Below are 23778 nucleotides of genomic sequence, written 5' to 3' on the forward strand. Positions count from 1 at the left end.
GCTTCGCGCGGCATCCGGAGTTGTCTTCCCAAAGTGAACAATCGGCCCGAACCTAGACGATAAACTGATTGTTGGAAATAATGTTGACTATACAGACCATATTTAATAAGATTGGTGCCTGAGATGGGGAAACCCGCACTAGCCCGCCAGATTTGCGAGGGAACGGAGCCCGCGCCCCGCCCCAGCCTGAGGATTTACGCCCCGAGTGCCGAAATGACCGCTGCTGCTAACGTCGTCCTTTCCGAATTTGCGCCGGTCGAGCAAGCCACGGCCGAGCCGGCGTTTCGTCAGTTGGATCCGACGCCGGAGTTATTGGCCGAGCTGGCTGACGCGAGTGAGCGGCTGGAAACGGCCCAGCCGGAGGAAATCATCGCCTGGGCGCACCATCGGTTCGCTCCCCATCTGACGATGGCGACCGCCTTTGGTCCCGAAGGGTGCGTCATTCTATCGATGCTCGCTAAGGTGGCTCCGGAGACTTATGTCTTCAATCTCGATACCGGTTACCAGTTTCAGGAAACGCTCGACCTCCGCGATAAAATCGCCCGGCTCTACGGCATCGAAGTCGACATGCTGCAGCCGGAACTGACGGTGCCGCAGTACGAAGCGTTCCATAACGGGCCGCTGTACAAGACCAATCCAAATCAGTGCTGCTTCGATCGGAAGATCAAGGTGCTGCGCGCCGCGGCGACGAAGCATCATGCCTGGATGAGCGGCATTCGGCGCGACCAAAGCACTGATCGCGCGCGGGCGGGGATCGTGGAGTGGGACAAGAAGTTCAACCTGGTGAAGATCAGTCCGCTGGCGAACTGGACAAAAAAAGATGTTTGGAAACTAATTCTCGACGAAAACATTCCGTACAATCCATTACACGATCAAGGCTTCCCTAGCATCGGCTGCTGGCCCTGCACCCGCGCGGTCTCCGAAGGCGAAACCGACGAACGGGCCGGCCGTTGGAGCGGTACCGCCAAGACGGAGTGCGGGCTCCACACGCTCGAACAACAGGACGGCAGCGGCATCTAAGGTAAATGTCGAATGACGAAATCCGAATGACGAATGTCGGAAGCAACAAATTCGTCGCCTCGGGAATTCAATTCGTCATTCGTCATACAAGCATTCGTCATTTTCCCTCCATGCTTTCCGCCAAATCACAATACGCCTGCCTCGCCATGCTGCAGCTCGCCCAGGATTATTCCTCAGGCGAGACGGCGCCAGTGCGGCGAATTGCCGAGCGGCACGGGATTCCCGCGACGTTTCTCGTCCAGATTCTGCACGACCTGAAACGCGCCGGCTTAGCGGCAAGCACCCGTGGGGCGTCAGGCGGCTATCGGCTCAGCCGTCCGCCCAGCGAAATCACGCTCGCCGACGTCGTCGACGTTTTCGAAACCGCTGACGAGCCCGCCGAATGCGCTGCGGCCCAATCGCCCTGGGGACCGGCGCTGCACGAGGTCTGTTGCGAACTCACTCGCGCCCGGCACGAGCGGCTGCAGGCGGTCACCCTTGCCGAACTGCAAGAACGCTCCGCCGAAGCGGCGGGGGCGATGTTTTATATTTGAGGCTGCAAGCATGGCTTGCAGCAATTGCCGCGCTTATAATATCTTGTTGTCGCATCGCAATTAAGATTGCCGCGGGATAGACATTGGAAATCCATGATCACGTTTGACGCTCATTTTGACGGTGAGAATCTACGGCCTGAGGCGCCCATTGCGTTGCCTCAGAATGTGCGCTTGCGCGTGACGGTTGTGGCGGAATCGACAAAGGAGACTTCGCCCCAAGAGGTTCCGAGCCCGCCTGAAGGTCGGGGACTGTTCGGGATGTTAGTCGATGAGGAATTGCTCATCGACGGTCCCGCTGACTGGTCACTTGAACTGGACCATTATCTCTACGGAACACCCAAGCGCGGCGATGGGCGTGAAGCTTGATCGAGTTTTCGTCGATGCGAGCTTCTTAGTCGCGACGTATAATCGTCGCGACTACTTTCACCGGATTGCTCTCGAATTTGACGTTTCTCTGCTCAGCGCCCGAGAAATTTGGACGACTGACGCCGTCCTATTGGAGGTAACGGCGACTCTCTCGCAACCGTCGCATCGAGCGGCCGCTATTCAGGTTTGGCGACAATTTCATGGCGGCTCCGAACGCTGTCGCGCCGTCGAAGCCTCGACGGAAACTCTGGCTGAGGCGATGGAGATCTACCGAAGCCGAGGCGATAAGGCGTGGAGCCTGACCGATTGCCTGTCATTCATCGTCATGGAACGCGAAGGACTGAACGAAGCGCTGACTTCCGATCAGCATTTTCAACAAGCAGGCTATCGCGCGTTGTTGCTGGAGTAGTCAGCCAATGTTGCACGTTGAGCAACTCAATACATCGGCTGGCTCGGGTCCAAGTTGTGGAACCGCAACTCCGGCGGCGCTCCCAAACCTTCGATCGCCGTGCGCAGCAGGCGCAGCCCCTTCTCAAAATCGAATACCTGGAACATCAACAGATGCTCCGCCGGCTTGTCAGGCTGGTCGTCGGCCTGACGGATGTAGTTTGAATAGATTCCGGCCCGCGGCGTTTCGATTGCCTCGCGCAAGGGCTGAATGAACTGCTGCCGAACTTCGTCGGAAGTGAGCGGCGACTTGAACGATACGCCAATTCGGTCCATCAACGGCCTCGGCTCAAATGAGCAAGTGCGCAGGGAGTTTCGCAGGCCGCCTGCCGTTAGTGTAGAACCGGAGCGCCGCCAGAAGCAAATGCGATTTCTCGGCGCGACGACTAACTGCCGGCGATCTTCCGCTCGGCCAGCAGTGCCAAGACCTGCGAGACGCACTCCTCAACGGGAAGCTTTGCCGTGTCGAGCAGCAGGTCGGGCTTTGGCGGCGTCTCATACGGAGCGCTGACGCCAGGGAAGTTAGCGATCTCTCCCGAGTCGGCTTTCGAGTAGAGTCCTTCTTGATCGCGCGCCCGGCAGACGTCGACGGGGGCGTCGAGGTGGACCACGACGAATCGCTCGCGGCCAATCACGTCGGCCGCCTTCTGGCGAACCGATTCCTCCGGCGCCAGGAACGCCGCGAGGCAGATGAGCCCGGCGTCATTGAGCAACTTGGCCGCCTCGGCGCTGCGGCGGAGGTTCTCGCTGCGGTCGGCGACGGTAAAGCCGAGATCGCGGCTGATGCCGCGTCGCATATTCTGTCCGTCGAGGACGCACACGGCGCGACCCATGTCGAACAGCTTTCGCTCCAGGGCGTACGCCAGCGTCGTCTTGCCGGCTCCGGCAAGCCCGGTGAGCAGGATCGTCGCCGGCTGTTGGCCAAAGCGGCCAGCCCGCTCGGCAGCGGTCACTTCGCTGCGTTCGGCCTGCAAGTTCGCGTCCGCCTTGGCGTCCCACAGATCGTCTTTGCCCGCGGCGGCGCGATTGAGAATCATCCCGGCGCCGACGGTGACGTTCGTCAGCCGGTCGATGATGATGAACGCCCCGGTCCCCTTGTTGCGACGGTAGTCGTCAAACGCGATCGGCTGGTTGAGCCGCACCAGGCAGCGACCGATTTCGTTGAGAGCGAGCGCCGGCGCGTCTTCGCGGTGGAGCGTGTTGACGTCGATGCGGTAGCGCAAATTGCTGATCGAGCCGGCGGCGGTTTTCGTTCCCTGCTTGAACCAGTACTGCTTGCCCGGCGTCAGCGGTTCGTCGGTCATCCAGACGATCGTCGACTCGAACGCGTCGGCCACCTGCGGAACATTGTCGGGCCGAACGAGCATGTCGCCGCGGCTGACGTCAATCTCGTCGGTCAGCGTCAACGTGACCGATTGCGGCGTGAACGCTTCCTCCAGTTCGCCGTCAAACGTGACGATCGACTTGACTCGGCTCGTCTTGCGCGACGGCAGCGCCATGACGACCTCGCCCTTTTTGATCCGTCCCGAGGCGATCGTGCCGCAGAACCCGCGGAAGTCGAGATTGGGCCGATTGACCAGCTGCACCGGAAAGCGGAAGTCGATTAGATTGCGGTCCGAGGCGATGTGGACGTTTTCGAGGTGATGCATCAAGGTCGAACCTTCGTACCACGGCATCTTCCCGCTGTGTTCGATGAGGTTGTCGCCCTTGAGCGCCGAGATCGGAATAAAATGCTGATCGATCAGTTCCAGCCGCGTCGCAAAGTCGCGGTATTCCTGCTTGATCTTCTCGTAAACCTCGCTGGAGTAGTCGACCAGGTCCATCTTGTTGATGGCTACCAGCACGTGCTTGATGCCCAGCAGCGACACGATAAACGAGTGACGCTTGGTCTGCGTCATCACGCCGTGACGGGCGTCGATCAGGATGATCGCGAGGTCGCATGTGCTCGCGCCAGTCGCCATGTTGCGGGTGTACTGCTCATGGCCCGGGCAGTCGGCGATGATGAACTTCCGCTTCGCGGTGGAGAAGTAGCGGTAGGCAACGTCGATCGTGATCCCTTGCTCGCGCTCGGCCTTCAGACCGTCGGTCAGCAGGGCCGGGTCGAAATCGCCGCCGGTGGTGCCGAATCGTTTGGAATCGACTTCCAACGCCGCGAGTTGGTCCTCGTACACCATCTTCGAATCATAGAGCAGGCGGCCGATGAGGGTGCTCTTGCCGTCGTCGACGCTGCCGCACGTCAAAAAGCGCAACATTTCCTTGCGCTCGTGCTCTTTGAGATAGGCGTTGATGTCGGACGCGATGAGCTCGGATTTATGCGACATGCGATTTCAGGGGTTGCGGCTGAAGCCGGCGTGAGTGGCAAGCTAGGTTCTAGTGACAAACCGGGAGGGCGAATCGGGTACGCTGTCAAAACTACTAGTAGTACCCGCGTCGCTTCTTGTCTTCCATCGACGCGCCGGGATCTTTGTCGATCGTGCGGCCCTCGCGTTCGCTGCGCGTGGCCAACAACATCTCTTGAATGACGTCGGGCAGCGTCCGCGCTTGTGAAAACGTCGCGCCCGACAGGGGGTAATCTCCCAGCGTGCGAAAGCGGACCCAGCGCCGTTCGGCTCGCTTACGCAGTTCCACCGGCGTCCGGTCGTCGTCAACCGCGATCCAGTTTCCCTCGAATTGCACGACCTCGCGTTCTTCGGCGAAGTAGATGGGGACGATCGGAATGTTCTCGAGGTGAATGTACTGCCAAATGTCGAGCTCGGTCCAATTCGATAGCGGGAAGGCCCGAATCTGCTCGCCCTTGTTCACCATGCCGTTGTAGAGATTCCACAGTTCGGGGCGTTGGTTCTTCGGCTCCCAGGCATGGTCGGAGTTGCGGAAGGAGTAAACGCGCTCCTTCGCACGGCTCTTTTCTTCGTCGCGCCGCCCGCCGCCGAAGGCCGCGTCGAAGCGATACTTGTCGAGGGCCTGACGCAGGGCGCCGAGATTCATCACCTCGGTAAACGTCTTGCTCCCGTGAGTGAAGGGAGTCATGCCGCTGCGCAACCCCTCCTCGTTGACGTGCGTGAGACACTCCATTCCCAGTTCGCCGATGATGTGCCGATCGCGAAACTCGTACATCGAACGAAAGTTCCAAGTCGTGTCGACCAGCAGCAACGGAAACGGCGGCTTCGCCGGAAAGAACGCCTTGCGGGCCAAGTGGAGCATCACGCAAGAGTCTTTGCCGATCGAGAAGAGCATCACGGGATTGTCGAAGTCGGCCACCACTTCCCGGATGATGTGGATGCTCTCGGCTTCGAGTTGCTTCAGATGCGTGAGGTTGTAGGAAGTCATCGGCGTGTTTGGGTGGGCGAAGCGGTGGAGGCTGCCTAGCGGCGATACGTCGTGCCCCCGTGCGGTCGACGGCCATTGAAGGCCCGACAAGAACGAGGCAAGCGCCGCGCCGTTCGTTCGCAACGATTAAGTCGGCGAGTGGGGCGGAATCCACCAGTTTAGGGGGCTTGGGACGGGTTCACAACATCGCTTGCGACCCGCCGGACGACGTGTCCAGCGTTTCCGGCCCAACCGTGGCTGCCTAGCGTGACAGAACCTTAACGATTCGATCTGGAAAAAGGGGCCAGCCAATCAGGGGCAGAATGTAAGGGTCAGGCACGGAACGCCGCAAACGGTCCGACCGAAGTGGTCAGGGCACCGGCAAAAATCTTGAAATTGCCGTACCGCAGGGCGACAATGAACATCGACAGCCGAGCTGCCCGGGGGCGTGCAGCCGACGATCTGGAACAGAGCACCTCTTGTGAACGACACCGGCTGCGATCGCGCTCCGGTCCGCCGAACGGCAGACCGGCCATTCGCCTTCTCAACTTCGATTCATCGTTTCGGTTGCCCGGCCTGGAACCGGCCCGCTATGCCTAATTGCCATGCGACCGAACGATGTTTCCTCCGAGCGGCGGCAATCGCTTGGTGCGTTGGCGCCATGATCGCCCAATCGGCGCTGCAGGCGGCCTACTTCGACGATATCGACTACACGAAACTCAAGTCGCGACTTGGCGCCGCGACGCCAACCGGCGCGGGGGGCTCGATCTCGATTGTTGAAGTGCGCGGCCCGGCCAATGACTCGACGGGATCCTATCTGGTCGACGTCTCGCTGCCGGAGTTCAACGGCACCACCGACCCGACTGGCGCAGGCGTCAATTTAACCGACGGCAGTTTCGTCGCGCACACGGGGTTTGGAGCTCACGCCACAAACGTGGTCGCGCAGTTCTATTTCGGCAACACCCAAAGCGTCGCTCCTGGCGCGAACGACGTCACCAACTACGAAGCCAACCAATGGCTTAGCAGCGTCCTGTTGTCGAGCGGGAACGCCCCGCCGACGCCGCAAAACTTTCGCGTGCAGAACCATAGCTGGGTGGGGCTTGGCACGGGAAGCACGGAGCGCTCCATTCTGCGTCGCGCCGACTACATCGTCGAAACGAACGACATGACGATGGTTGTTGGCGCTAACAACAATTTCAGCCCCGCCGTCCTCCAGGCTCAGCCCACGCTGCTGGTGTACGCCTACAACACCATTGTCGCGGGCCGCAGCGATGGAGCCCATTCCCGCGGGCAGACCAATGGCGTGGTCGGCGGGTCGACCTACGGATCGGGGCGCTTCCGTCCCGACATCGTGACTCCTTCAAGCGTGACGAGCACCTCGACGGGTCGCATTAGTTCGGCCGCGACGATGATGCACGAAGTCGTGGCGGGCTCTGACGGTGCTCGTAGCGAAGTGATCAAGGCGATGCTGATGGCAGGCGCAACCAAGGGAGAGTTCTCCAATTGGGTCGACCCGACCACTTCAGTCGTCAATCCTTGGAATCGAACGCAGACCCGCCCGCTCGACGACGTCTTCGGCGCCGGCGAGTTGAACGTTTACAACAGCTACCTGATCGGAACGGCCGGGAAGCATGCGGCAAGCACCGCTCAGCCGACCGCGGCCGTCGGCTCGTATGGTTGGGACTACCAAGATCGCAAGACCGACAGCGCAGTCGGCGATCTCTACTACAATTTCGAGGTCGCCTCGGGGAGCACGGCGTCTGACGTTTCAATCTTGCTGGCCTGGAATGCGAAGATCACCGACACGAACGCCGATCCAAACGTCTTCGCGCCGACCGAACCAGTGGTCCAGAACCTCAACTTGCAGCTCTACGATTCCACGACGAGCTTTATGGGCTCGTTGGTCGATCAAAGCATTAGCACGGTCGACAACGTCGAGCACATTTACTTGAACAGCCTCGCTGCCGGGACGTACACGCTCAAGGTTTCGGGCGCCGCCAACTGGGACTACGGCCTCGCTTGGCGCATGACCACGGCCTTCGACGAGCCGAACGCCGACTTCGACGGCGACGGCCTGGTGAGCGGCTCCGATTTCTTGATCTGGCAGCAGAGTTACGGCACGCTGTTGGGGGCCGCGAATAGCGAGGGCGACGCCGACGGCGACGGCGACGTGGACGAGGACGATCTGACGCTCTTCAAAGCGGGCGCCATGGCGTCGCCCTTTCCGCCGGCAGTCGCAAGCCTGGTGGCGGCGATTCCGGAGCCGACGACTCTTGCGCTGGCATCGCTGTGCGGGGCCATGCTGACGTCGCTCGGTAACGCTTCCAAGAACCGCCGGCGCTGAACGATGTGCCAACCAACCGCTCAGCCCCGCCGCCGTACGACTGGCTTCACGCTGGTCGAACTGCTCGTGGCAATTGCGATCATCGGAGCGCTCATGGCATTGCTCCTGCCAGCGGTGCAGGCAGCGCGTGAGGCGGCGCGGCGCGTCCAGTGCATGAACAACTTGAAGCAGACGTCGCTCGCGATTCTCGACTATGAGCAAGCAGAGAAGGAACTCCCCGCTGCAGGCGCGTTTGACGCGGTCGAAAAATCGATGAAGTACCAGTCGATCGGCCAGTACTTTCGAGTCGATCTGCGATCAGGCACTGACCAAAGTTGGGTCGTCAGCATTTTGCCGTTTATGGAGCAGCAGCAGCTCGCATCGCAATTCGATCCGCGACGCCACGCGGCTGCCAATCCGACCCAGCCGCAGGCGGCGCAACCCGCTACGCTCCTCTGTTCCAGCGAGGAAGCTTTCGGACGCCAATACAGCTGGCGCGGGACGACCGGCACGGAGGCTCCGGTGGCGTTCGGCAAGGCGAACTACGCGGCGTATACGGGACCATTTCATGTCGACGACTTCTACTCGCCGGGCGCCATTCGACTTTTCGGTCAGCAGTTGCGGCGCATCGAAGACGGCGTCTCGCAAACGTTAGCAATTTCCGAGGTTCGTACGCGGGAACACGAATTCGATCAACGCGGGGCCTGGGCGCTCCCGTGGTCCGGGGCATCGCTCCTTTCCTTTGACGCACATCCGCTTTGGTACGAGGACGCCGTTCAGAATCAAAGTCAGGAGTTTCCGGAGTTCATCTTCTCACCGCGAAGCCTCGGTTACACGCAAGTGCCGAATTCCAAGAATCCGGACGTACTCTACGAATGTCCGGACCTGAGCGCTGAACAATTCGAGCAGATGCAATGCACCAACAGCACCGGATACATTTCCGCCGCTCCCCGGTCGAACCACCCGCTTGGCGTCAACTCAGCATTTCTCGACGGTAGCGTGCATTTCCTCGCGAACGACATCGACGAGCCGCTGATGGCTCATTTGATCTGCATTGCCGACGGGCAAGTGGTGAACGTACCATAGTCTCGGTTCACCTCCTCCGACCCTGGTCGCAACCGCCGCGAGCGGTTCTGTTTTCTGCATGGGAGTAACGAAGTCCGCCAGTCGCCGCTCCTTGCTGCTGTTGCTGGGAACGCTGGCGGGCCTGACAGTAGCGGGGGCGGCCTGGATTTGGTCGATGATGGGGTCGCCCGCTGATGTTTGGAGCCCTGAGCAGGCGAGGGCCCTCCAGGCAGCCCGCGATGCCGTCCACGAGGCTCGCGGGGGCGGGGAAGAAGTACGCGAGGACTCGCCCGAGCTGGCCAAGGCGCAAGGACTTGCCAATCGCCTGGAAGCTGACTTGGCGGCCGCTCGCAACTACCGCGGCATGTGGGCGACGCGGATTGCCGCCGCAGGATTGGCCCTGACGATTGCCAGCGGACTGGGGTATCTTGCCACTCGGGGCGACTAGCGTCGTCGCTCGGTCTGCCCCCGCCGATTTCCTACGGAGACATAAGTCGTGAAGATTCGTACTATCGCTCTGCTGGCCGTTGCGCTGGCCGCGGTTCGCGTTGATGCCCAAGAGGCCCTTCCCGCCGCGGCGCCGCCGGCGGCTCCCGCCGGCGCTCCTGGTTCGATTGGGCCCGCCCAGTGGAGCTACGCCATCGGGCTCGACATGGGCAAGAGCTTTGGCGCCACCAAAATCGCCATCGACCTGGAAAGCCTCGTCGCCGGGTTCCGCGACGGGCTCGCGGGCAAGGACCCTCAATACCCCGCTGAGGTTTGCAGCCAGGCGCTGCAGCAACTCGGCAAAGAGCAAATGAAAGCCATGCAAGAAAAAGACAAGGCGTACCTCGTGACCAACGGCAAGGCCCAAGGCGTGCAGACCACGCCGAGCGGGTTGCAGTACAAGGTCCTCAAAAAAGGCGACGGCCCCACCCCGACGAAGGCCGACACGGTCACCGTCCACTACCGTGGCAAGCTGGTGAACGGCCAGGTCTTTGACGAGTCGTATGGCGGCGAGCCGGCGAGCTTTGGCGTCGGCCAGGTCATCCCCGGCTGGACGGAAGCCCTGCAGCTGATGAAAGTCGGCGACAAGTTTGAAGTCGTCATTCCGGCGGACCTGGGCTACGGCGCTCGCGGGGCGGGCGACGTCATTCCGCCCAACTCGACGCTGATTTTCGAGGTCGAACTGCTCGGCGTGAAGGGCAAGTAAGCGACGCGCATCGTCAGCTGCCGGTAAACGCAGAAGCGGCGCCGAGTGGCGCCGCTTCTTTTTTAGCCACACTGCCGTGATCGCGTGCATCAATTCGCCTTGTTCGCTGCGAGGGTAACGTTGCTTTGCTTGGCGTTCGTGCCCAGATGTTGCACGATCGTAAAGTCGAGAACCCTCTTCTCGCCGGGCGCGACTTGCGTCGCGAGCTCGACCGTTTGGAAGTCGTGGAGCTGCGGGGCCAGGTCGCTGACGAACGTCACATGCCCGTCATACGGCCGTCGGATTTCGACGTTGATCGGCCGGGAGGTGTAATTCCGGATCCGCTGCTGGTAGCTCAGTCGGTCGTTCCAGCCGACGACGGAGGAATTGACCTCTTGGCGGCGGGCGTCGTCGCCGACCAGTTGGAACTTGTCCGTGCCGTGGATCTGCGTCCAGATTTCTTCGCGGGCCGCACGGGTTTTCACCAGCTCGAACACCACCTCCGGATCGACGCCGAGGTTCAATTCGATCTTGTCGCCAATCGGGACGTACTTGATCGACTGCTGGGCGAGGTACGAGAGCCCGTCCCGGCCGTTATCGCGGAAGACTCGAACCACCCCGTCGGGGAGCGGCGTCGTGCCGAGGTGCGACTTCTCGTCGTTGGCCAGCAGGTACATCCGCACCAGCTGCTCGCCGTATTCGCGGGGACGGTAGCGGTACTCAATCTTTAGGGGAGCGCCGGACGCCTCGAAGCTACGGAGCCGCTTCGACCAGCCGGTGGGGATCGTCTCGGTTCCCTCGACCGTGTAGATGAAGTATTCGCTCAGGCCCTCTTTGACGATTTGCTTCGCCTTGGCCGGCATCCCGGCCCCGCCTCCCATGCCGCCCGCGGCGTCCATGGCGGGCGCCTCCGCTAGCGCCAACGAGCGGCGGGCGGCGTCGTGCTTGAATGCATAGAGCTCGTCCCTTTCGAGCTTCTCGACGTCGCTCATCGGGATTTGCGCCAGTTGGGCGATCTTCTCGACGAGGTTGATCGTGCCGACCACAAGCCGCACCTGGGCGTTCTCATACTCCTCGCCGCTGTTGTTGGTGATGCGGACGAATCCCTCAAGATCGAGCGTCGACTCGTCGCCGTCGGCGATCGCCGTGTAGTCGGCGCTCCAGGTAATGCCGCTGGTGAAATACGTGATCTGGATGGTCGCCGCGCCGTCGACCTCGCTCTGGACGTTCCAGTAGAGCATTTGCGGTTTGTCGTGCGGGAAGGTCGTGTCGAGCAGTTCGAGCCCGTCGGCCGGTTTGAGGATCGTGAGCTCGACGCTCGAAGGATCAATTTGCGTGTTGGCCCAGGAGAACTGCAGCGGGTTAACGCCCTTCTTGAAGCTGACGACGCGGGTCTCGCGGACGAGCGTCAGGTCCTCGCTGTTGTAGATCGTCAGTTGGACCGAGTCGCGTGATGGAACGGTCGAGAGATCGACGTTCTCTGCTTGAGTTGTGCGAAGATTCCCCGGAATCGAAAGGATTGCGAGCAGCGAGGCGAGGGCGTATCGCCGGAGGCCTTGCGGCGGCGAATTGCGTTTGTTGTTGGCGTTCATAAGAGCTTCGTATGAAGTGAGGCGTTGGTTGGTCTAAAGGTTTTAAGGGGAGCGTATTCGCGGGTTCTGACTGGTCGCTTAAGCGACCAGTCCAGCGGCGCGATCACGGCGTCCATTTCGTTCACCATTCGTTCTTGAGCGTGATGTGGAGCTTGTGCACGATCTTCTCCGCCTTGCCGTCCGGGCTGGCGGCGGGGAGGTCGGCGTGGAACGTGAGCTGCTCCGCAGTGCTCCGCTCCGAATCGGGACCGTCTTGGAACGTCGTCGCCGGGCCAAGTTCCCACTCGACGTCGCGACCGTTGTCGGCCCGCACTTCGCCACGGAGGTGGCGGAGGTTTTCGGTCACGTCGAGCCGGACCGGCTTCTTTTTGAAGTTCTCGATCTCGTATTTCACGATCAGCTCATGATCGTCGAGGTTGCCGCTGATGCGCCGGGCTTCGTTCTTGTCGATGGTCCGTTTCACGACGACGTCCTGCGCGACGCCGAGGTAGAGCCGCATCTCGTCGTCCCGGGGAGTGAATTTGCCCCAGTCCTCGCCGAGGAAGGCGGTCCCCGCTTGCGGATCGTCGCCGCCGCCGGCGATGAAAATGCGCACCTTGCCGAAGGGCAATGCGGCCGCGCCGAGGCCGTGCTCCTTATCGTTCTTGATCACGTAATGCATGGGCACCCGCAGCTTGTTTTGGGCTCGATCGAGATAGTCGTACTCCTGCGGGTTGCAGGCGTAGGTCTTCTCGATCGGCACCGACTTGAACCGCTCCACGAGCAGCTCCTTGGTTTCGTTCAGCCCGATGGGCTTCGAGAATTTCGGTCCGAAGCCGGCCCAGACGCCGGCGCCGCCGAACTCCTCGTTCGCGAGGTTCTGGATGCGCAGATACTGCGAGAGGTCGAGCTTGGTCTCGTCGTTCGACGCGACGGCGCGGTAGTTGACGCTCCGGTTAAGGTTGCCGAGGATGTAACTGATTCGCACGCGGGCCGAGCCGGCGTTGCTGGCGGACAGAGTCCACACGAGGGCCGACTCGTTGGGGGGGTAGCTCACGGCGAGAACGTTCACGTCGGGGGCGTCCTTTTCCTCTCCGCTCAGGACGCGAAAAACGATCGAGTCGGGGTCGACCTGGGTATTGGCCCAACTGAAGTCGACTTGATTCTCCCCCTTAGTGAGGGGGACGATCCGCTCCTCTTCGACGAGAGTCGCCTGCTCGTTGTCGAGTTGGATCTCGACGCGCTCGCGAACTGGAAGCGTGATCAGCTTCACGCGAGCCCAGGCCTCGCTGGGAGAGATTGCCAGGAGCGCCAGGAGGGCCGCCGCCATGGTTTGTGCCAAGGAGAGCACCGGGAGACGTGGGATAAGCATGGCTGAGGTCTCAGCAAGCGGTGGAGGAAATGGCGCGGGCCGCCGGTCGGTGGCTGAGGTTTGGATGCGGCGGCGGCGAGAAAGTTCCCGCGCGCCGTCCAGATTGACGAAATCCGCATGACGAATGCGGGAATTTCGCGGGATGGAGCGCCGTCGAATCGCCTGAAACGTCCGGAAGAATAATGCGATTTGCGCGGACAAAACCGAGGCAGCTGCGTCGGAACTGCTCGTCGGCGAGCGAGTTACCAGCGATTCATTTTGTCCGCAGAAGTTGGTCATTTCGGTGTGGAACGTTGCAGCGGTTGGTAAGAACGTCGGCTGGAAGGCCGATGCCAAGCTCGCCGCCAGTGCTCTGCATGACTGAGGAACGCATGGGGCAGGTCTCCGACTCTTCTTGCTTGCAGCGCCGCCATCGCGCCGTGAGGGCGTGACTCGCTGTGGTGAGTAGTCGACTCTCTCACAAGTGGTGGCACAATTTCAACACTTAAATCTTCATTTTGCGGGCCTTGTTCTACTGGCCAAAAATGGGCGATTGACAGGGCCGTGAGATGAGCGCGCCGCGTCGCCAGTGGGCTGTCGCTGCCGCATCGCGATTGGCGGGGGATGCGTCGTCTGGCGGCGAGCGGCGCGGGGCCGATCGGAGCCCACAGCGACGACATCGAGAAGCGAGCGCGCCTAGGAGGCCGCGGCCGGCGCCGCGCGGCTCCATAGGGCGTGCGGCATCGCTCGCTTCGGAGGGGCGAGGGCGCGCTCCAGCAGCGCCGCTGGCGCCAAATGGCGCGATACACCAGCCCGCATCCGCGCGAATGCGAAGCTGTCGGCACCCGCATTCTCCGCTCAGCTTCGCGAGGCTGTATTTTCGGATAATTCTGCGCTGGCAACCCCTTTTAACCAGCGGTCTGCGGGTTATTCTGACGGGCGTGTGGCGATCCGCAGGGAAATCTTCTCGATTTGATTGAAGTTGAGAGGATGCGGCTCGAGGCTCGGACCGTTTTTCGCGGTTTTCTCGGAGATTTATTGCGAGAGCGCTTTCGTGCGTTAGAATTTGCGGAGCGAGTAATATATTTCCCAGAATGCCTAGTCGCTCGATTTTGTTGGTAAAGAATCAACACCCCATTCCCCCTAGTTTGAGCCTTTGGAGGGCGCCCTGATGGTACGAAGTGCTGTGTGCCTGTGGTCGGCGATCGCGATGCTGACCGCTGGGTTCGCAGGACAGGCCGATGCCGGCTTGTTCAAAAAGAAGTGTTGCGGCGGCTGCGAGCCCGCCCCGTGCGGCTGCGATGCAGCGCCGGCTTGCGACGCGTGCGGCGGAGCTCCCGCCGGCTGCTCGGATTGCGCGGCTGAAGCCGCCCCCGCCCCGACGACGGTCTTGAAGACGATCTTGGTGCCGACGTACGTCACCGAGACTCGCACCGTCACGGCGACCGAGTACAAGAAGGAAGAACGCACTAAGACCTACACGGTCAACAAGCGCGTCCCGGTCACCGAGGAGAAGACCGCCACCTACACGGTGATGGTTCCCAAGACCGAGACGAAGACGGTGACCTACAACGTCTGCAAGCCGGTCTGGGAAACCAAGACCCGCGAGTACACGGTGATGGTTCCCTACACCGAAGCGGTCGAGCAGACCTACCAGGTGAACGTGCCGGTGTACGAGGACAAGACGGTCGAATACACCGTCAACGTTCCTTACACCGAAGAGCAAACCAAGACCTACACGGTCATGGTTCCCAGCTACGAGGACAAGACGGTCACCTACACGGTGAACGTTCCCTACACCGAGCAGGTCGAGAAGAGCTACACGGTGATGGTTCCCCACACCGAGCAAGTGACGAAGACCCGCACGGTGACGAAGCGCGTCCCCGAGACGGTGATGAAGCAAGTTCAGGTGAACACGGGTCACTGGGAAACGCAAAGCGTCGCCGGCGTTGACGCCTGCGGTTGCCCGACGACCTGCTGCAAGCGGGTGTGGGTCTGCGGTTGCGAGACGAAGGAAGTTCCCTGCACGACCTACAAGTGCGTGACGGAAGAAGTTCCTTACACCTGCAACGTGACGACCTGCAAGCCCGAGACCAAGACCTGCATGGTCACGGTCAACAAGTGCAAGCAAGAGACCCGCGAAAAGACCGTCAAGGTCTGCAAGATGGTCCCGCAGGAAAAGACCTGCACCTACACCGTGCAGAAGTGCAAGCCCGAGACCCGCACCAAGACGGTCAAGGTCTGCAAGATGGTCTGCGAGACCAAGACCCGCACCTGCAACGTGACCAAGTGCAAGCCTGAGACCCGCACCTGCGAGTACAAGGTCTGCAAGATGGTCACCGAGCAAGCGACCAAGGAAGTCCAAGTGACGACCTGCGTGCCGGAAGAGCGGACCAAGACCTACAAGGTCTGCAAGTGGACCTGCGTTCCGGAAGAGAAGACCTGCACCTACACCGTGTGCGTGCCGGTCCAAGTTCAGAAGGAAGTTCAGGTTCAGGTCTGCAAGATGGTCGAGAAGCAAGTTGAAGTTCCGGCTGCGACCGACTGCGGCTGTGCGGCTCCCGCCGCCCCGGCCTGCGGTTGCGGCGGCTAATTGCCGTTCGCTGCGACGACAGACTGCTAGCAAGTAAGTGACGATGGCGGCCGGTTCTGAAAAGAATCGGCCGCCGTTTTTTGTGCGCCCGTAGCCGCGGCTCAACGAGCCGCCGGAGCGATCGTCAAAAATACGAACCACGAAGACACGACGGGCACGAAGACGCACGAAGGAATGCAAGAAGAGATTGATGGAAGGAAGACGCTCAGGTTGAGTTTGAAGCCTCTTCTTTTCTTGTTTTCTTGGTGCGTCTTCGTGTCCTTCGTGTCTTGGTGGTAAATCCTCATCTCACCGCTCCAGCGGGTCGTTGACCCGCGGCTACTGCTAGCGTCGCTCCTGCTTGGGTTGCCGCCCGCCCGCGGATGAAGTATTTCTTGGCGCCATTTGGTCCGCGATAGGTCTTCGCCGCTGTCAGTTCACGCCATGCCTCGTTGCCGAATTTTGTTGCTGCAATGCGCGCTTACCTGCGTGTGGGCGGTCGGCGCCACGTGGAGCGCGGCTCAGCAGAGCGACGCTCCAGGCGTCTTGCCGCCGCCGGGGGCGGTCGGTGCGCCGCTGCTGGGACCGGCCCAGGGACTGCCGCCGGAGTCGGGGCTGATCGAGGGTCCGTCGGCGTCGGCGCCCAGCGGCGGCGAGATGATGCCGGCGCCAGCGGGGGGCGCGAAGTCGTGGGCGGAGGAAATTGCCGCGCCGCCCGGCCCGTACGATTCGCTCATGGAACTGCTGACGCCCGGGACGACCCCGGAGACGCTTGCCGGGTCGATCGACCAGATGCCGATCACGGTCTACGAGTGGCATCAGCCGGCGTACTGGTTCGGGCCGACGCCGTGGGACGCGGGCTTGCAGCTGGGCATCAACGGCAGCGAGGGGAATAACAGCGTCTTCAGCATGCGGACCGGCGGGCATCTCAATCGCGAGACGGACCGCTGGAAGCTGAAGTCGAGCCTCAACTACAACAAGACGACCACCAACGGGGACGTGACGCAGAACAACGGCATTCACGACATGCGGCTGGATCGCATTCTGGCCGAGACGCCCTGGACGTTGTTCTTTCTGGAGAACTTCATTTACGACGAGTTCAAGGTTTACCACGTGCAACTGTCGCTCAACTCCGGCGTCGGTTACAACTGGATTAAGACCGAGGCGACCGATTTTCTCACGCGCATGGGCGTTGGTACGTTGCGAGAGTTCGGCGGCATCGAAGACGATTGGCAGCCGACGGCGATTGCCGGCTTCGACTTCACGCGGCAACTGACGAAAATGCAGCGGCTCACGGCGAAGGTCGACTACTTTCCCGAGTGGGAAGACTTTGGCAACTACCGCGTCATCGCCGACTTTGGCTGGGAAATTCAGCTCGACCAACCGAAGAACATGAGCCTGAAGGTATCGGCGATCGACCGGTACGACAGCACGCCGGACGGGTCGACGCCGAATGCTTTGGACTATGCGGTGTTGATGATTTGGGGGCTGTAGTCAGGAGCCAGGGGACAGGAGTCAGGAGTCAGTGGATGCGAGTGAACCCGAACTTCTGACCCCTGCCCCCTGATTTCTGATTCCTGACCGCTACGCCGCCGCCCCGCTGACAGATTCGGCCCCTTGGGTTAGCATGTCTTCCTTCGGACTCGCTCGTCGGCGGCTTGGGTGGCGTCGCGGTGGAGCCGTCTTTGCCTGCTGGACGAGGCCCGATGCACGCCGCCGCATTGTTGGAATTGCAACAGACGTTGCAGAGCGAGATGCCGATTTCGACGGCGATGGCGATCCGCCCGGTGTCGTGGGACGGCTGCCAGCTGGCGATGGAGATGCCGCTGGCGCCGAATCGGAATCACCAATACTCCGCGTTCGCCGGCAGCATCAACGCGCTGCTGACGATCGTCGGTTGGGGCACGGTGTTCTTGCTCCTGCACCATGAAGGTCGCGCCGGCAACGTCGTGATCCGCCGCAGCCAGATTCGCTACCTCCGACCCGTGCGCGATGAAATGATCATTGCCCGCGGCCTGCCGCTCGACCCCAGCGGATTAGAGTTCTTCTACGAGTTTCTGCGCAGCAAGGGTCATTCGAAGATCGACATTGCCGCCGAGATCGCCGACGCCGACGGCCCGCTGGCTTCGTTTCAGGGGTCGTACGTGGTGCAGAATAAGTAGCCGCGGGTCAACGACCCGCCGGAGCGATTCCCGAAAGGATTAACCACGAAGACACGACGGCCGCAAAGAAACGCCAGAGAAGCACAAGAAGACGAGCAATCGCGTCAGTTGATCAGATTCAATTCTTTCTTCGCGTTTTCTGCGATTCTTTGCGGCCACGCTGCTGATCATCGCTCCGGCGGGTCGTTGACCCGCGGCTACAGCGGAATGACCTGCACGTCATCGCCCGGCACGAGTTGATAGTCTCCCGCCGGGAACGCGGCGAGGTGCGTGGCGCGGGTGAGCGTGGCGAGATCGGACGAGCCGCGCCAGTCGAGGGGTTCCACTTGCAGCACGCCCGCGGCGTCGGGGGCGGTCTGCCGGCAGGGATGGTAGGTCGGTCGCTTGCCGCGGTGCTCGAAGGGCATCGTCAGCTGGGCGTCGTGCGCCGCGATCGGCTTGAACGGCGCCCCGGCCAACGCGCGCAGCGCGGGCAAGACGAACAACTGAAACGAGACGAAGGTGCTCACCGGATTGCCGGGCAGGCCGAAGACGAGGGTCCGCCGTCCCGCGGCATGGCGGACGCCAAAGTAGAGTGGTTTGCCAGGTTTGATGCGCACCTGATGAAACTGCTGTTCGACGCCGAGCTCTTGGAGGATGCCGGGGACGAGATCTTTCACGCCTGCCGAGACGCCGCCGCTGACCAGCAGGACGTCGTGGGCCAGTCCCTGATTGATGCGGGTGCGCAAGTCGTCGGGGTCGTCGCAGCCGACGCCCAGGTCGATCGGCGTGCAGTCGGCAGCGGCGACGGCGGCGAGCAGCATCGGGCCGTTGCTGTTGCGAATCTGGCCGGGGCCGAGCGGTTCGTGCGCGGCGACGAGTTCGTCGCCGGTCGGCAGCACGGCGACGCGGGGGCGCGGGATGACGGCGACTTCGGCCTGGCCAATTTCAGCGAGGAGGGCGACGTCGAGCGGGCCGAGGCGTTTGCCCGCTGCGAGCACAAGCTGGCCAGCGCGGAACGACGTGCCGCGGCGGATGATGCAGGAGCCCGACTTGACGCCGGCGGCGGGGTTGCGGATTTCGAGGTCGCTGAGGAGCTGGCAATCTTCCCATTTGACGACGGCGTCGGCGCCGGCGGGGATGGGGGCGCCGGTCATCACGCGGACGGTCGCGCCGGGGATGACCGTTTCATTCGGCACGCTGCCGGCAGTGACGAGTTCGAGTTCCCGCAGCGTCGGCGAGGAATCGCTAACGTCGATCGCGTAGCCGTCGACCATTGATTTGTCGAATGGGGGCGAGTCGACCCTGCTGGCGACTGGCTCGGCAAGGCGGAGATGGAGCAGGTGCGCGAGCGGGGTGCGCTCAGCGGGAAGCGGGGCGGCGGCGCGGCGGACGTGATCGAGGGCTTCGTCGACGGAGATCATGTCGCCTCAAATTGCTTCACCACCGAGCACACAGAGATCACAGAGAGAAGAGCAACATGATGTTTGCACTCCGCGACAAAATAGCAGGACTCAGATTGGACGTTAACTTCCCTTCCGCTTCATTGCCTTTCTCTGTGATCTCTGTGTGCTCTGTGTGCTCTGTGGTAGGTGCATTTGACTTTGAATAAATCGATTGATTAGATCAGACGGCAAGGAACGAGCGGAGGATGTCGTACCCAGCGTGGGTGAGGAAGCTTTCGGGATGGAACTGCACGCCGAACAGCGGCAGCTTCTTGTGGGCGACGGCCATGATCTCGCGGCCCCCCTCGGGATTGTCACTCCACGCGGTCACCTCAAACTCGTCGGGAAGCGTCTCGGGCTTAATCACCAAGCTGTGGTAGCGCGTCGCCTGGAACGGATTGTCGAGGCCCGCGAACAGCCCCCGGCCGTTGTGATGGATCATGTCGACCTTGCCGTGCATCAGCCGGTCGGCGCGGACGATGCTTGCCCCATAAGCTTGGCCGATCGACTGGTGGCCCAGGCAGACGCCGAGCAGCGGCAATTTGCCCGCGAGCTTCTGGACGCACTCGACCGAAACGCCCGCCTCGTTGGGCGTGCAGGGTCCGGGGGAGATGATCAGCCGCTCGGGCTTGAGCTTCAGAATCTCGTCGACGGTGATCTCGTCGTTGCGATCAACGCGAATTTCGAGGCGGGGATCGATCTCTCCCAACCGCTGGACGAGGTTGTACGTGAAGGAGTCGTAGTTGTCGATGATTTCGATCATGGCCGGCGAGCGAACGGTCGTGATGGCGGGGCAAGGGCCAGTGTAATCGGCGCCGCAGAAGGGGGACAGGCGGGGGGCTGGGGCGGTTCGCTGGCGTCCTGATTGCTCAGGTTATGGGCGGGAGGGCGTAGGCGGAATGCTGAAGGCGGAGGGCGATGGGCAATCGGCATTGCGCACTCGCCCCTTCAGCATGCGCTCGATCATCGCTCCGGCGGGGCGTGGACGGGCGGCTGTCGGCGCGCCCGGCGCGCCGCTCCGCTAGAAGCTAGAAGAACGTGCGGTGGAGGTCGAGCGAGAAGACGAACAGCATCAGGCTCACCAGGAAGACGACGCCGGCGGTTTGCATCGTCATCACCACGCGCTCGCTCGCGGGACGGCCGCGAATCCCTTCCCAAGCGAGGAAGACCATGTGGCCGCCGTCGAGCATGGGGATCGGGAGGAAGTTGATCACGGCGAGGTTGGCGCTGAGCATCGTCAGAAAGATGAGCAGCTTGCCGACGCCCTCGAACGCATGGTGGCCGGCGGCCTGGGCGATCGTGATCGGGCCGCCGAGCATGGTGACGGAGACCTGGCTGCCGAGCTTGCCGAGAAAGCGGTAAACCATCGTCAGCGCGCGGATGGTTTCCTCAAAGCCGCGGTGGGCGGCCTCGTTCCAGGTTTCGGACACGCGAATGCGCTGGACGCCTTGGAACACGATGCCGCGGTCGACGGAGTAGACGTCGGCGCTCTCGACGGGCGTGAGCGTGGCGACTTGAGTTTCGCTGCCGCGCTTGAACGAAACCTTGAGTTGCGTCGTTGGCGGCAGGTCTTGCAGCACGGCGAGGACTTGCGGCCAGCCGATGCCCTCCTTGTTCTCGTCTTGGTAGAGGGAGAATTGGGTAGTCTTCGGCTTGTCGGCCATGTCTGCCGGAAGAATGAACTCGACCGATTGGAGGACGTCGTCCTCCTGCAGGCCTTCCTTTTCCGTCGGACTGCCAGGCGTCACTCCGCTGACGACGGTCAGCGCTCGATAGGCGATGCCGAGAGCCGGAGCGGCGAGGGGATCGTTGTCGGACGTGGGGCCCTCGATCCAATCGACGCTGCGCAGCGGAATGGTCAATTCCTCGGTGGCCTGTTTGCCATCCTCCGCGGCGGCGCGGCGGACCGTGACAACGATTTCTTTTTGCTCGTCGCCGAGCTTGCGGAGGGCTTCGGGGAGCGCGACCGGGTCGAGCGACAGCGGCGTCGCGTCGGCGTCTTCGCCGGCGACGACGATGCGCTCGATGAAGTCGCCTGGTTTCAATCCCGCCTTGGCGCCGGGAGATTTTTCCTGGACGGCGACGATTTTGCTCATCGGCAGCACAATGCCTAGCGTCCGCTCGCGCTGGGGCTGCAGGACGACCTCGACTTCATCGCCGCCGGCGGGCTTGGCTTCGGGCTGGCCGGCCGGACGCTTGGCGCCGCGGAGGACGGTGAGCTTCAGCGGTTGGTCGGCGTTTTTCAGGAAGAGGGAGCTGAGCTCGACGTAGTTCTGCACGGGCTGGCCGTTGACGGCGATCACTTCGTCGCCGCCTTGGAAGGGCGGGCTGGCGTTGGCGGCGCTGGAGTGGTCTACCAGCTGCAGCTTCTCGGGCATGATGAGCGAGCTGCTGCTGGCAATGCCGACGCGGGCGAGCTTGGCGCCCTGCTCGGGAATGAGCGTCACGTCGATTGGCTTGCCGTCGCGTTCGATGACGAACGGCAGGCCGTTTTCGAGGTCGCCGAGCGTCACGCTGCCCATCAGCTCTTCGAAGGAGGGGCGCACGATGTCGTCGACCTTGATCACTTCATCGCCAGGAACGATGGCGGCCCGCCAGGCGGGCGATCCAGGCGACGTGCGCGAAACGATTGCAGGGCTGTAGGGGACGCCCAGCTTGTACGCCACCGTCGCGAAGATGAACGCGAAGATGATGTTCATGATGACGCCGGCCGAGATGATCGCCATCCGCTGCGGGACGCTTTTGGCGAGGTAGCTGCGGCGATCTACGAGGTAGGTTTTGCCGTCGGGGCCGATGATTTGCTTCGAATCGGGCGAGTTGCCGGCGACTTGCGATTCCTTCACTTGCTCGGCGATGTTGGCCGGATTGTCGTCCTGCCCCATCATTTTGACGTACCCGCCCAGCGGCAGGATGCCGATGCCGTATTCGGTTTCGCCCCACTTGCGGCTGATCTTGTAGCCGCCGATGTCGAAGCCGATGAAGAACTTGTCGCAGCGGACGCCGCACATCTTGGCGACGGCGAAGTGACCGAGCTCGTGGACGAAGATGACCGTGCCGAGGCCGACGGCGACCATCAGGATGACGAGCAACAGATTACCGAGAGCGGCGAAGTCGGTCGCCGCCAGCATCAAGCACATACCCACCGCGAAATCTCCTGCCGCGCCCAGCTGTCGAGTTTCAACAGCGCGTCGAGCGTCGGGTTTGGTTCAAAGTGATGCGCGCCGAGCACGCTGCGGCATGCCGGCACGATTTCCGTAAAGTGTAGCTCACCGTCGAGAAACGCCCCTACAGCCGCTTCATTCGCGGCATTCAGCACGGCGCCGGTCGTGCCGCCGGAACGGGCGCATTCCTCGCCAAGGGCGAGCGCGGGGAACCGCTCGCGATCGGGCGGCTCGAAGTCGAGTTTCAGCGGCTGGCGCCAATCGAACCGCCGGGCCACGCCGGGGGCCCGGTGCGGATACTCCAGCGCGTATTGAATCGGCAGCCGCATGTCGGGGGGGCTCATCTGCGACACCACCGAGCCGTCGACGTACTCGACCATCGAGTGCACGATCGACTGGGGGTGGATCACCACCGAAATCCGCTCTCCCTCGATGCCGAAGAGCCAACGGGCTTCGATGATTTCGAGGGCTTTGTTCATCATGGTCGCCGAGTCGATGGTGATCTTCGGTCCCATCTGCCAGGTGGGATGGGCGAGCGCCTCGGCGACGGTGACTTGCTGTAGTTCGGCTGGGGAGAGGTGTTTGAACGGACCGCCGCTGGCGGTGAGGATCAATTTGGCGACTTCGCTCCGCTGGCCCGCCTGCAGGGCTTGAAACAGGGCGCTATGCTCGCTGTCGACCGGCAGCAGTTGGCTACCAGACGTACGGGCCAGTTCGGTGATCAGTTCGCCGGCCATCACCAGCGTCTCTTTGTTCGCCAGGGCAACGGTTTTCTTGGACTCCAGGGCGGCCCAGGTGCTGTCGAGCCCCGCGGCCCCGACGATCGCGGCCAGCAGCACGTCGATTTCTGGTTCGCCGGCGACCTGCACGAGGGCGTCGGGCCCGGTGAGGAGCTCGCACGCTTTAGGGAGGTCGGACCAATCGTACTGGCGAGCCGCCCGCGCATCGCAGGCGATCACCCAGCGTGGTTGGTGCTGCTTGGCTTGCTCAACTAGTTCGTCGAGGCGGGAATGGGCCGAGATGGCGGCGGTCTGCAGCCGGCCATTGCTGGCGGCGATCACTTCCAGCGCGTTGCGGCCGATGCTGCCTGTGGATCCGAAAACCGCGACGCGTTTGGGAGTGGTGGCCATAGAGTGCGGATCGGCGGGGGACGGCGAAGGCGTGGAAGTCAGGAATCGAAGTCGTGAATCAAATTCAGCCGGACCACCGCCTAGCCGGACCGCCACGCGGTCCGGTGGGAAGTGGCGAACCGCTCGCCGCTGCTGCCCGGAGGGCGTGGCCCTCCGGCTAGCGTGGCTGTTCGAGT

The 23778-nt window shown here is 62.2% G+C and carries 19 protein-coding genes; 10 read left to right on the forward strand and 9 right to left on the reverse strand.

The features are described 5' to 3' along the window. Positions 1-123 precede the first annotated feature (123 nt). The 3 genes from I41_RS01290 to I41_RS01300 all read left to right on the forward strand — a co-directional run bounded on the left by I41_RS01290 (position 124) and on the right by I41_RS01300 (position 2328). Complete coding sequence (locus I41_RS01290; RefSeq protein ID WP_145430220.1) at positions 124-1020, forward strand: phosphoadenylyl-sulfate reductase; 897 nt, start codon at positions 124-126, stop codon at positions 1018-1020. A gap of 26 nt (positions 1021-1046) precedes the next feature. Then, the gene (locus tag I41_RS01295; RefSeq protein WP_168206601.1) at positions 1047-1553 is read left to right on the forward strand and encodes an RrF2 family transcriptional regulator; all 507 of its coding nucleotides are present in this window, start codon (positions 1047-1049) and stop codon (positions 1551-1553) included. Positions 1554-1821: 268 nt separating this feature from the next. Continuing rightward, positions 1822-2328 carry a type II toxin-antitoxin system VapC family toxin gene (locus I41_RS01300; RefSeq protein WP_145430224.1) on the forward strand — a complete coding sequence of 169 codons (507 nt, stop codon included), beginning with the start codon at positions 1822-1824 and terminating at the stop codon, positions 2326-2328. Positions 2329-2354: 26 nt separating this feature from the next. On the opposite strand, the gene I41_RS01305 is transcribed toward I41_RS01300, so the two are convergent. The 3 genes from I41_RS01305 to cysD form a co-directional block, all read right to left on the reverse strand. Beyond that, the gene (locus tag I41_RS01305) at positions 2355-2642 is read right to left on the reverse strand and encodes a hypothetical protein (RefSeq protein WP_145430226.1); all 288 of its coding nucleotides are present in this window, start codon (positions 2640-2642) and stop codon (positions 2355-2357) included. Between the two features lie 110 nt (positions 2643-2752). Beyond that, entirely contained in the window at positions 2753-4687 is a 1935-nt protein-coding gene (gene cysN / locus I41_RS01310) for a sulfate adenylyltransferase subunit CysN (protein WP_145430228.1), read from the reverse strand. A gap of 94 nt (positions 4688-4781) precedes the next feature. Further along, positions 4782-5693, reverse strand: a complete 912-nt coding sequence (cysD, locus tag I41_RS01315; protein ID WP_145430230.1) for a sulfate adenylyltransferase subunit CysD — start codon at positions 5691-5693, stop codon at positions 4782-4784. 640 nt (positions 5694-6333) lie between these two features. On the opposite strand from cysD, the gene I41_RS01320 reads away from it, so the two are divergent. Genes I41_RS01320 through I41_RS01335 form a run of 4 tightly spaced genes read left to right on the forward strand, consistent with a single transcriptional unit; the run spans position 6334 to position 10252 of the window. Beyond that, entirely contained in the window at positions 6334-8016 is a 1683-nt protein-coding gene (locus I41_RS01320) for a hypothetical protein (protein WP_145430232.1), read from the forward strand. Positions 8017-8019: 3 nt separating this feature from the next. Then, positions 8020-9081: a DUF1559 domain-containing protein gene (locus tag I41_RS01325; RefSeq protein ID WP_145430234.1), complete on the forward strand. Its 1062-nt coding sequence runs from the start codon at positions 8020-8022 to the stop codon at positions 9079-9081. A 58-nt stretch (positions 9082-9139) separates the two neighbouring features. After that, positions 9140-9508: a hypothetical protein gene (locus I41_RS01330; RefSeq protein WP_145430236.1), complete on the forward strand. Its 369-nt coding sequence runs from the start codon at positions 9140-9142 to the stop codon at positions 9506-9508. Between the two features lie 48 nt (positions 9509-9556). After that, a complete protein-coding gene (locus tag I41_RS01335) occupies positions 9557-10252 on the forward strand; it encodes an FKBP-type peptidyl-prolyl cis-trans isomerase (RefSeq protein WP_145430238.1) in 696 nt (231 codons plus the stop codon). Positions 10253-10341: 89 nt separating this feature from the next. Here I41_RS01335 and I41_RS01340 read toward each other — a convergent pair whose 3' ends face one another. Together I41_RS01340 and I41_RS01345 are read right to left on the reverse strand one after the other, a co-directional pair. Beyond that, positions 10342-11823 carry a DUF4139 domain-containing protein gene (locus tag I41_RS01340; protein WP_145430240.1) on the reverse strand — a complete coding sequence of 494 codons (1482 nt, stop codon included), beginning with the start codon at positions 11821-11823 and terminating at the stop codon, positions 10342-10344. Positions 11824-11944: 121 nt separating this feature from the next. Then, positions 11945-13174 (reverse strand): DUF4139 domain-containing protein, encoded by a 1230-nt coding sequence (locus I41_RS01345; protein WP_145430242.1) that lies wholly within the window; start codon positions 13172-13174, stop codon positions 11945-11947. A 1150-nt stretch (positions 13175-14324) separates the two neighbouring features. Between I41_RS01345 and I41_RS01350 the strand changes: the two genes are divergently transcribed. The 3 genes from I41_RS01350 (at position 14325) to I41_RS01360 (ending at position 17887) form a co-directional block, all read left to right on the forward strand. Next, the gene (locus I41_RS01350) at positions 14325-15746 is read left to right on the forward strand and encodes a hypothetical protein (protein ID WP_145430244.1); all 1422 of its coding nucleotides are present in this window, start codon (positions 14325-14327) and stop codon (positions 15744-15746) included. A 423-nt stretch (positions 15747-16169) separates the two neighbouring features. Beyond that, on the forward strand, positions 16170-17219 hold the full coding sequence (locus I41_RS01355; protein WP_168206602.1) for a DUF481 domain-containing protein: 1050 nt from the start codon (positions 16170-16172) through the stop codon (positions 17217-17219). Positions 17220-17431: 212 nt separating this feature from the next. Beyond that, positions 17432-17887 (forward strand): YiiD C-terminal domain-containing protein, encoded by a 456-nt coding sequence (locus I41_RS01360; RefSeq protein ID WP_145430248.1) that lies wholly within the window; start codon positions 17432-17434, stop codon positions 17885-17887. Positions 17888-18084: 197 nt separating this feature from the next. On the opposite strand, the gene I41_RS01365 is transcribed toward I41_RS01360, so the two are convergent. From I41_RS01365 to dxr, 4 genes are all read right to left on the reverse strand, one after another. Next, on the reverse strand, positions 18085-19290 hold the full coding sequence (locus tag I41_RS01365) for a molybdopterin molybdotransferase MoeA (RefSeq protein ID WP_145430250.1): 1206 nt from the start codon (positions 19288-19290) through the stop codon (positions 18085-18087). A 202-nt stretch (positions 19291-19492) separates the two neighbouring features. Next, on the reverse strand, positions 19493-20074 hold the full coding sequence (locus I41_RS01370; RefSeq protein ID WP_145430252.1) for an anthranilate synthase component II: 582 nt from the start codon (positions 20072-20074) through the stop codon (positions 19493-19495). 265 nt (positions 20075-20339) lie between these two features. Further along, the gene (locus tag I41_RS01375) at positions 20340-22448 is read right to left on the reverse strand and encodes a site-2 protease family protein (protein ID WP_246133905.1); all 2109 of its coding nucleotides are present in this window, start codon (positions 22446-22448) and stop codon (positions 20340-20342) included. After that, complete coding sequence (gene dxr / locus I41_RS01380; protein WP_145430256.1) at positions 22439-23602, reverse strand: 1-deoxy-D-xylulose-5-phosphate reductoisomerase; 1164 nt, start codon at positions 23600-23602, stop codon at positions 22439-22441. The genes I41_RS01375 and dxr overlap by 10 nt, the downstream gene beginning before the upstream one ends. Positions 23603-23778 lie beyond the last annotated feature (176 nt).

It is taken from the genome of Lacipirellula limnantheis (genome assembly GCF_007746075.1).
In the GTDB taxonomy this organism is placed as follows: domain Bacteria; phylum Planctomycetota; class Planctomycetia; order Pirellulales; family Lacipirellulaceae; genus Lacipirellula; species Lacipirellula limnantheis.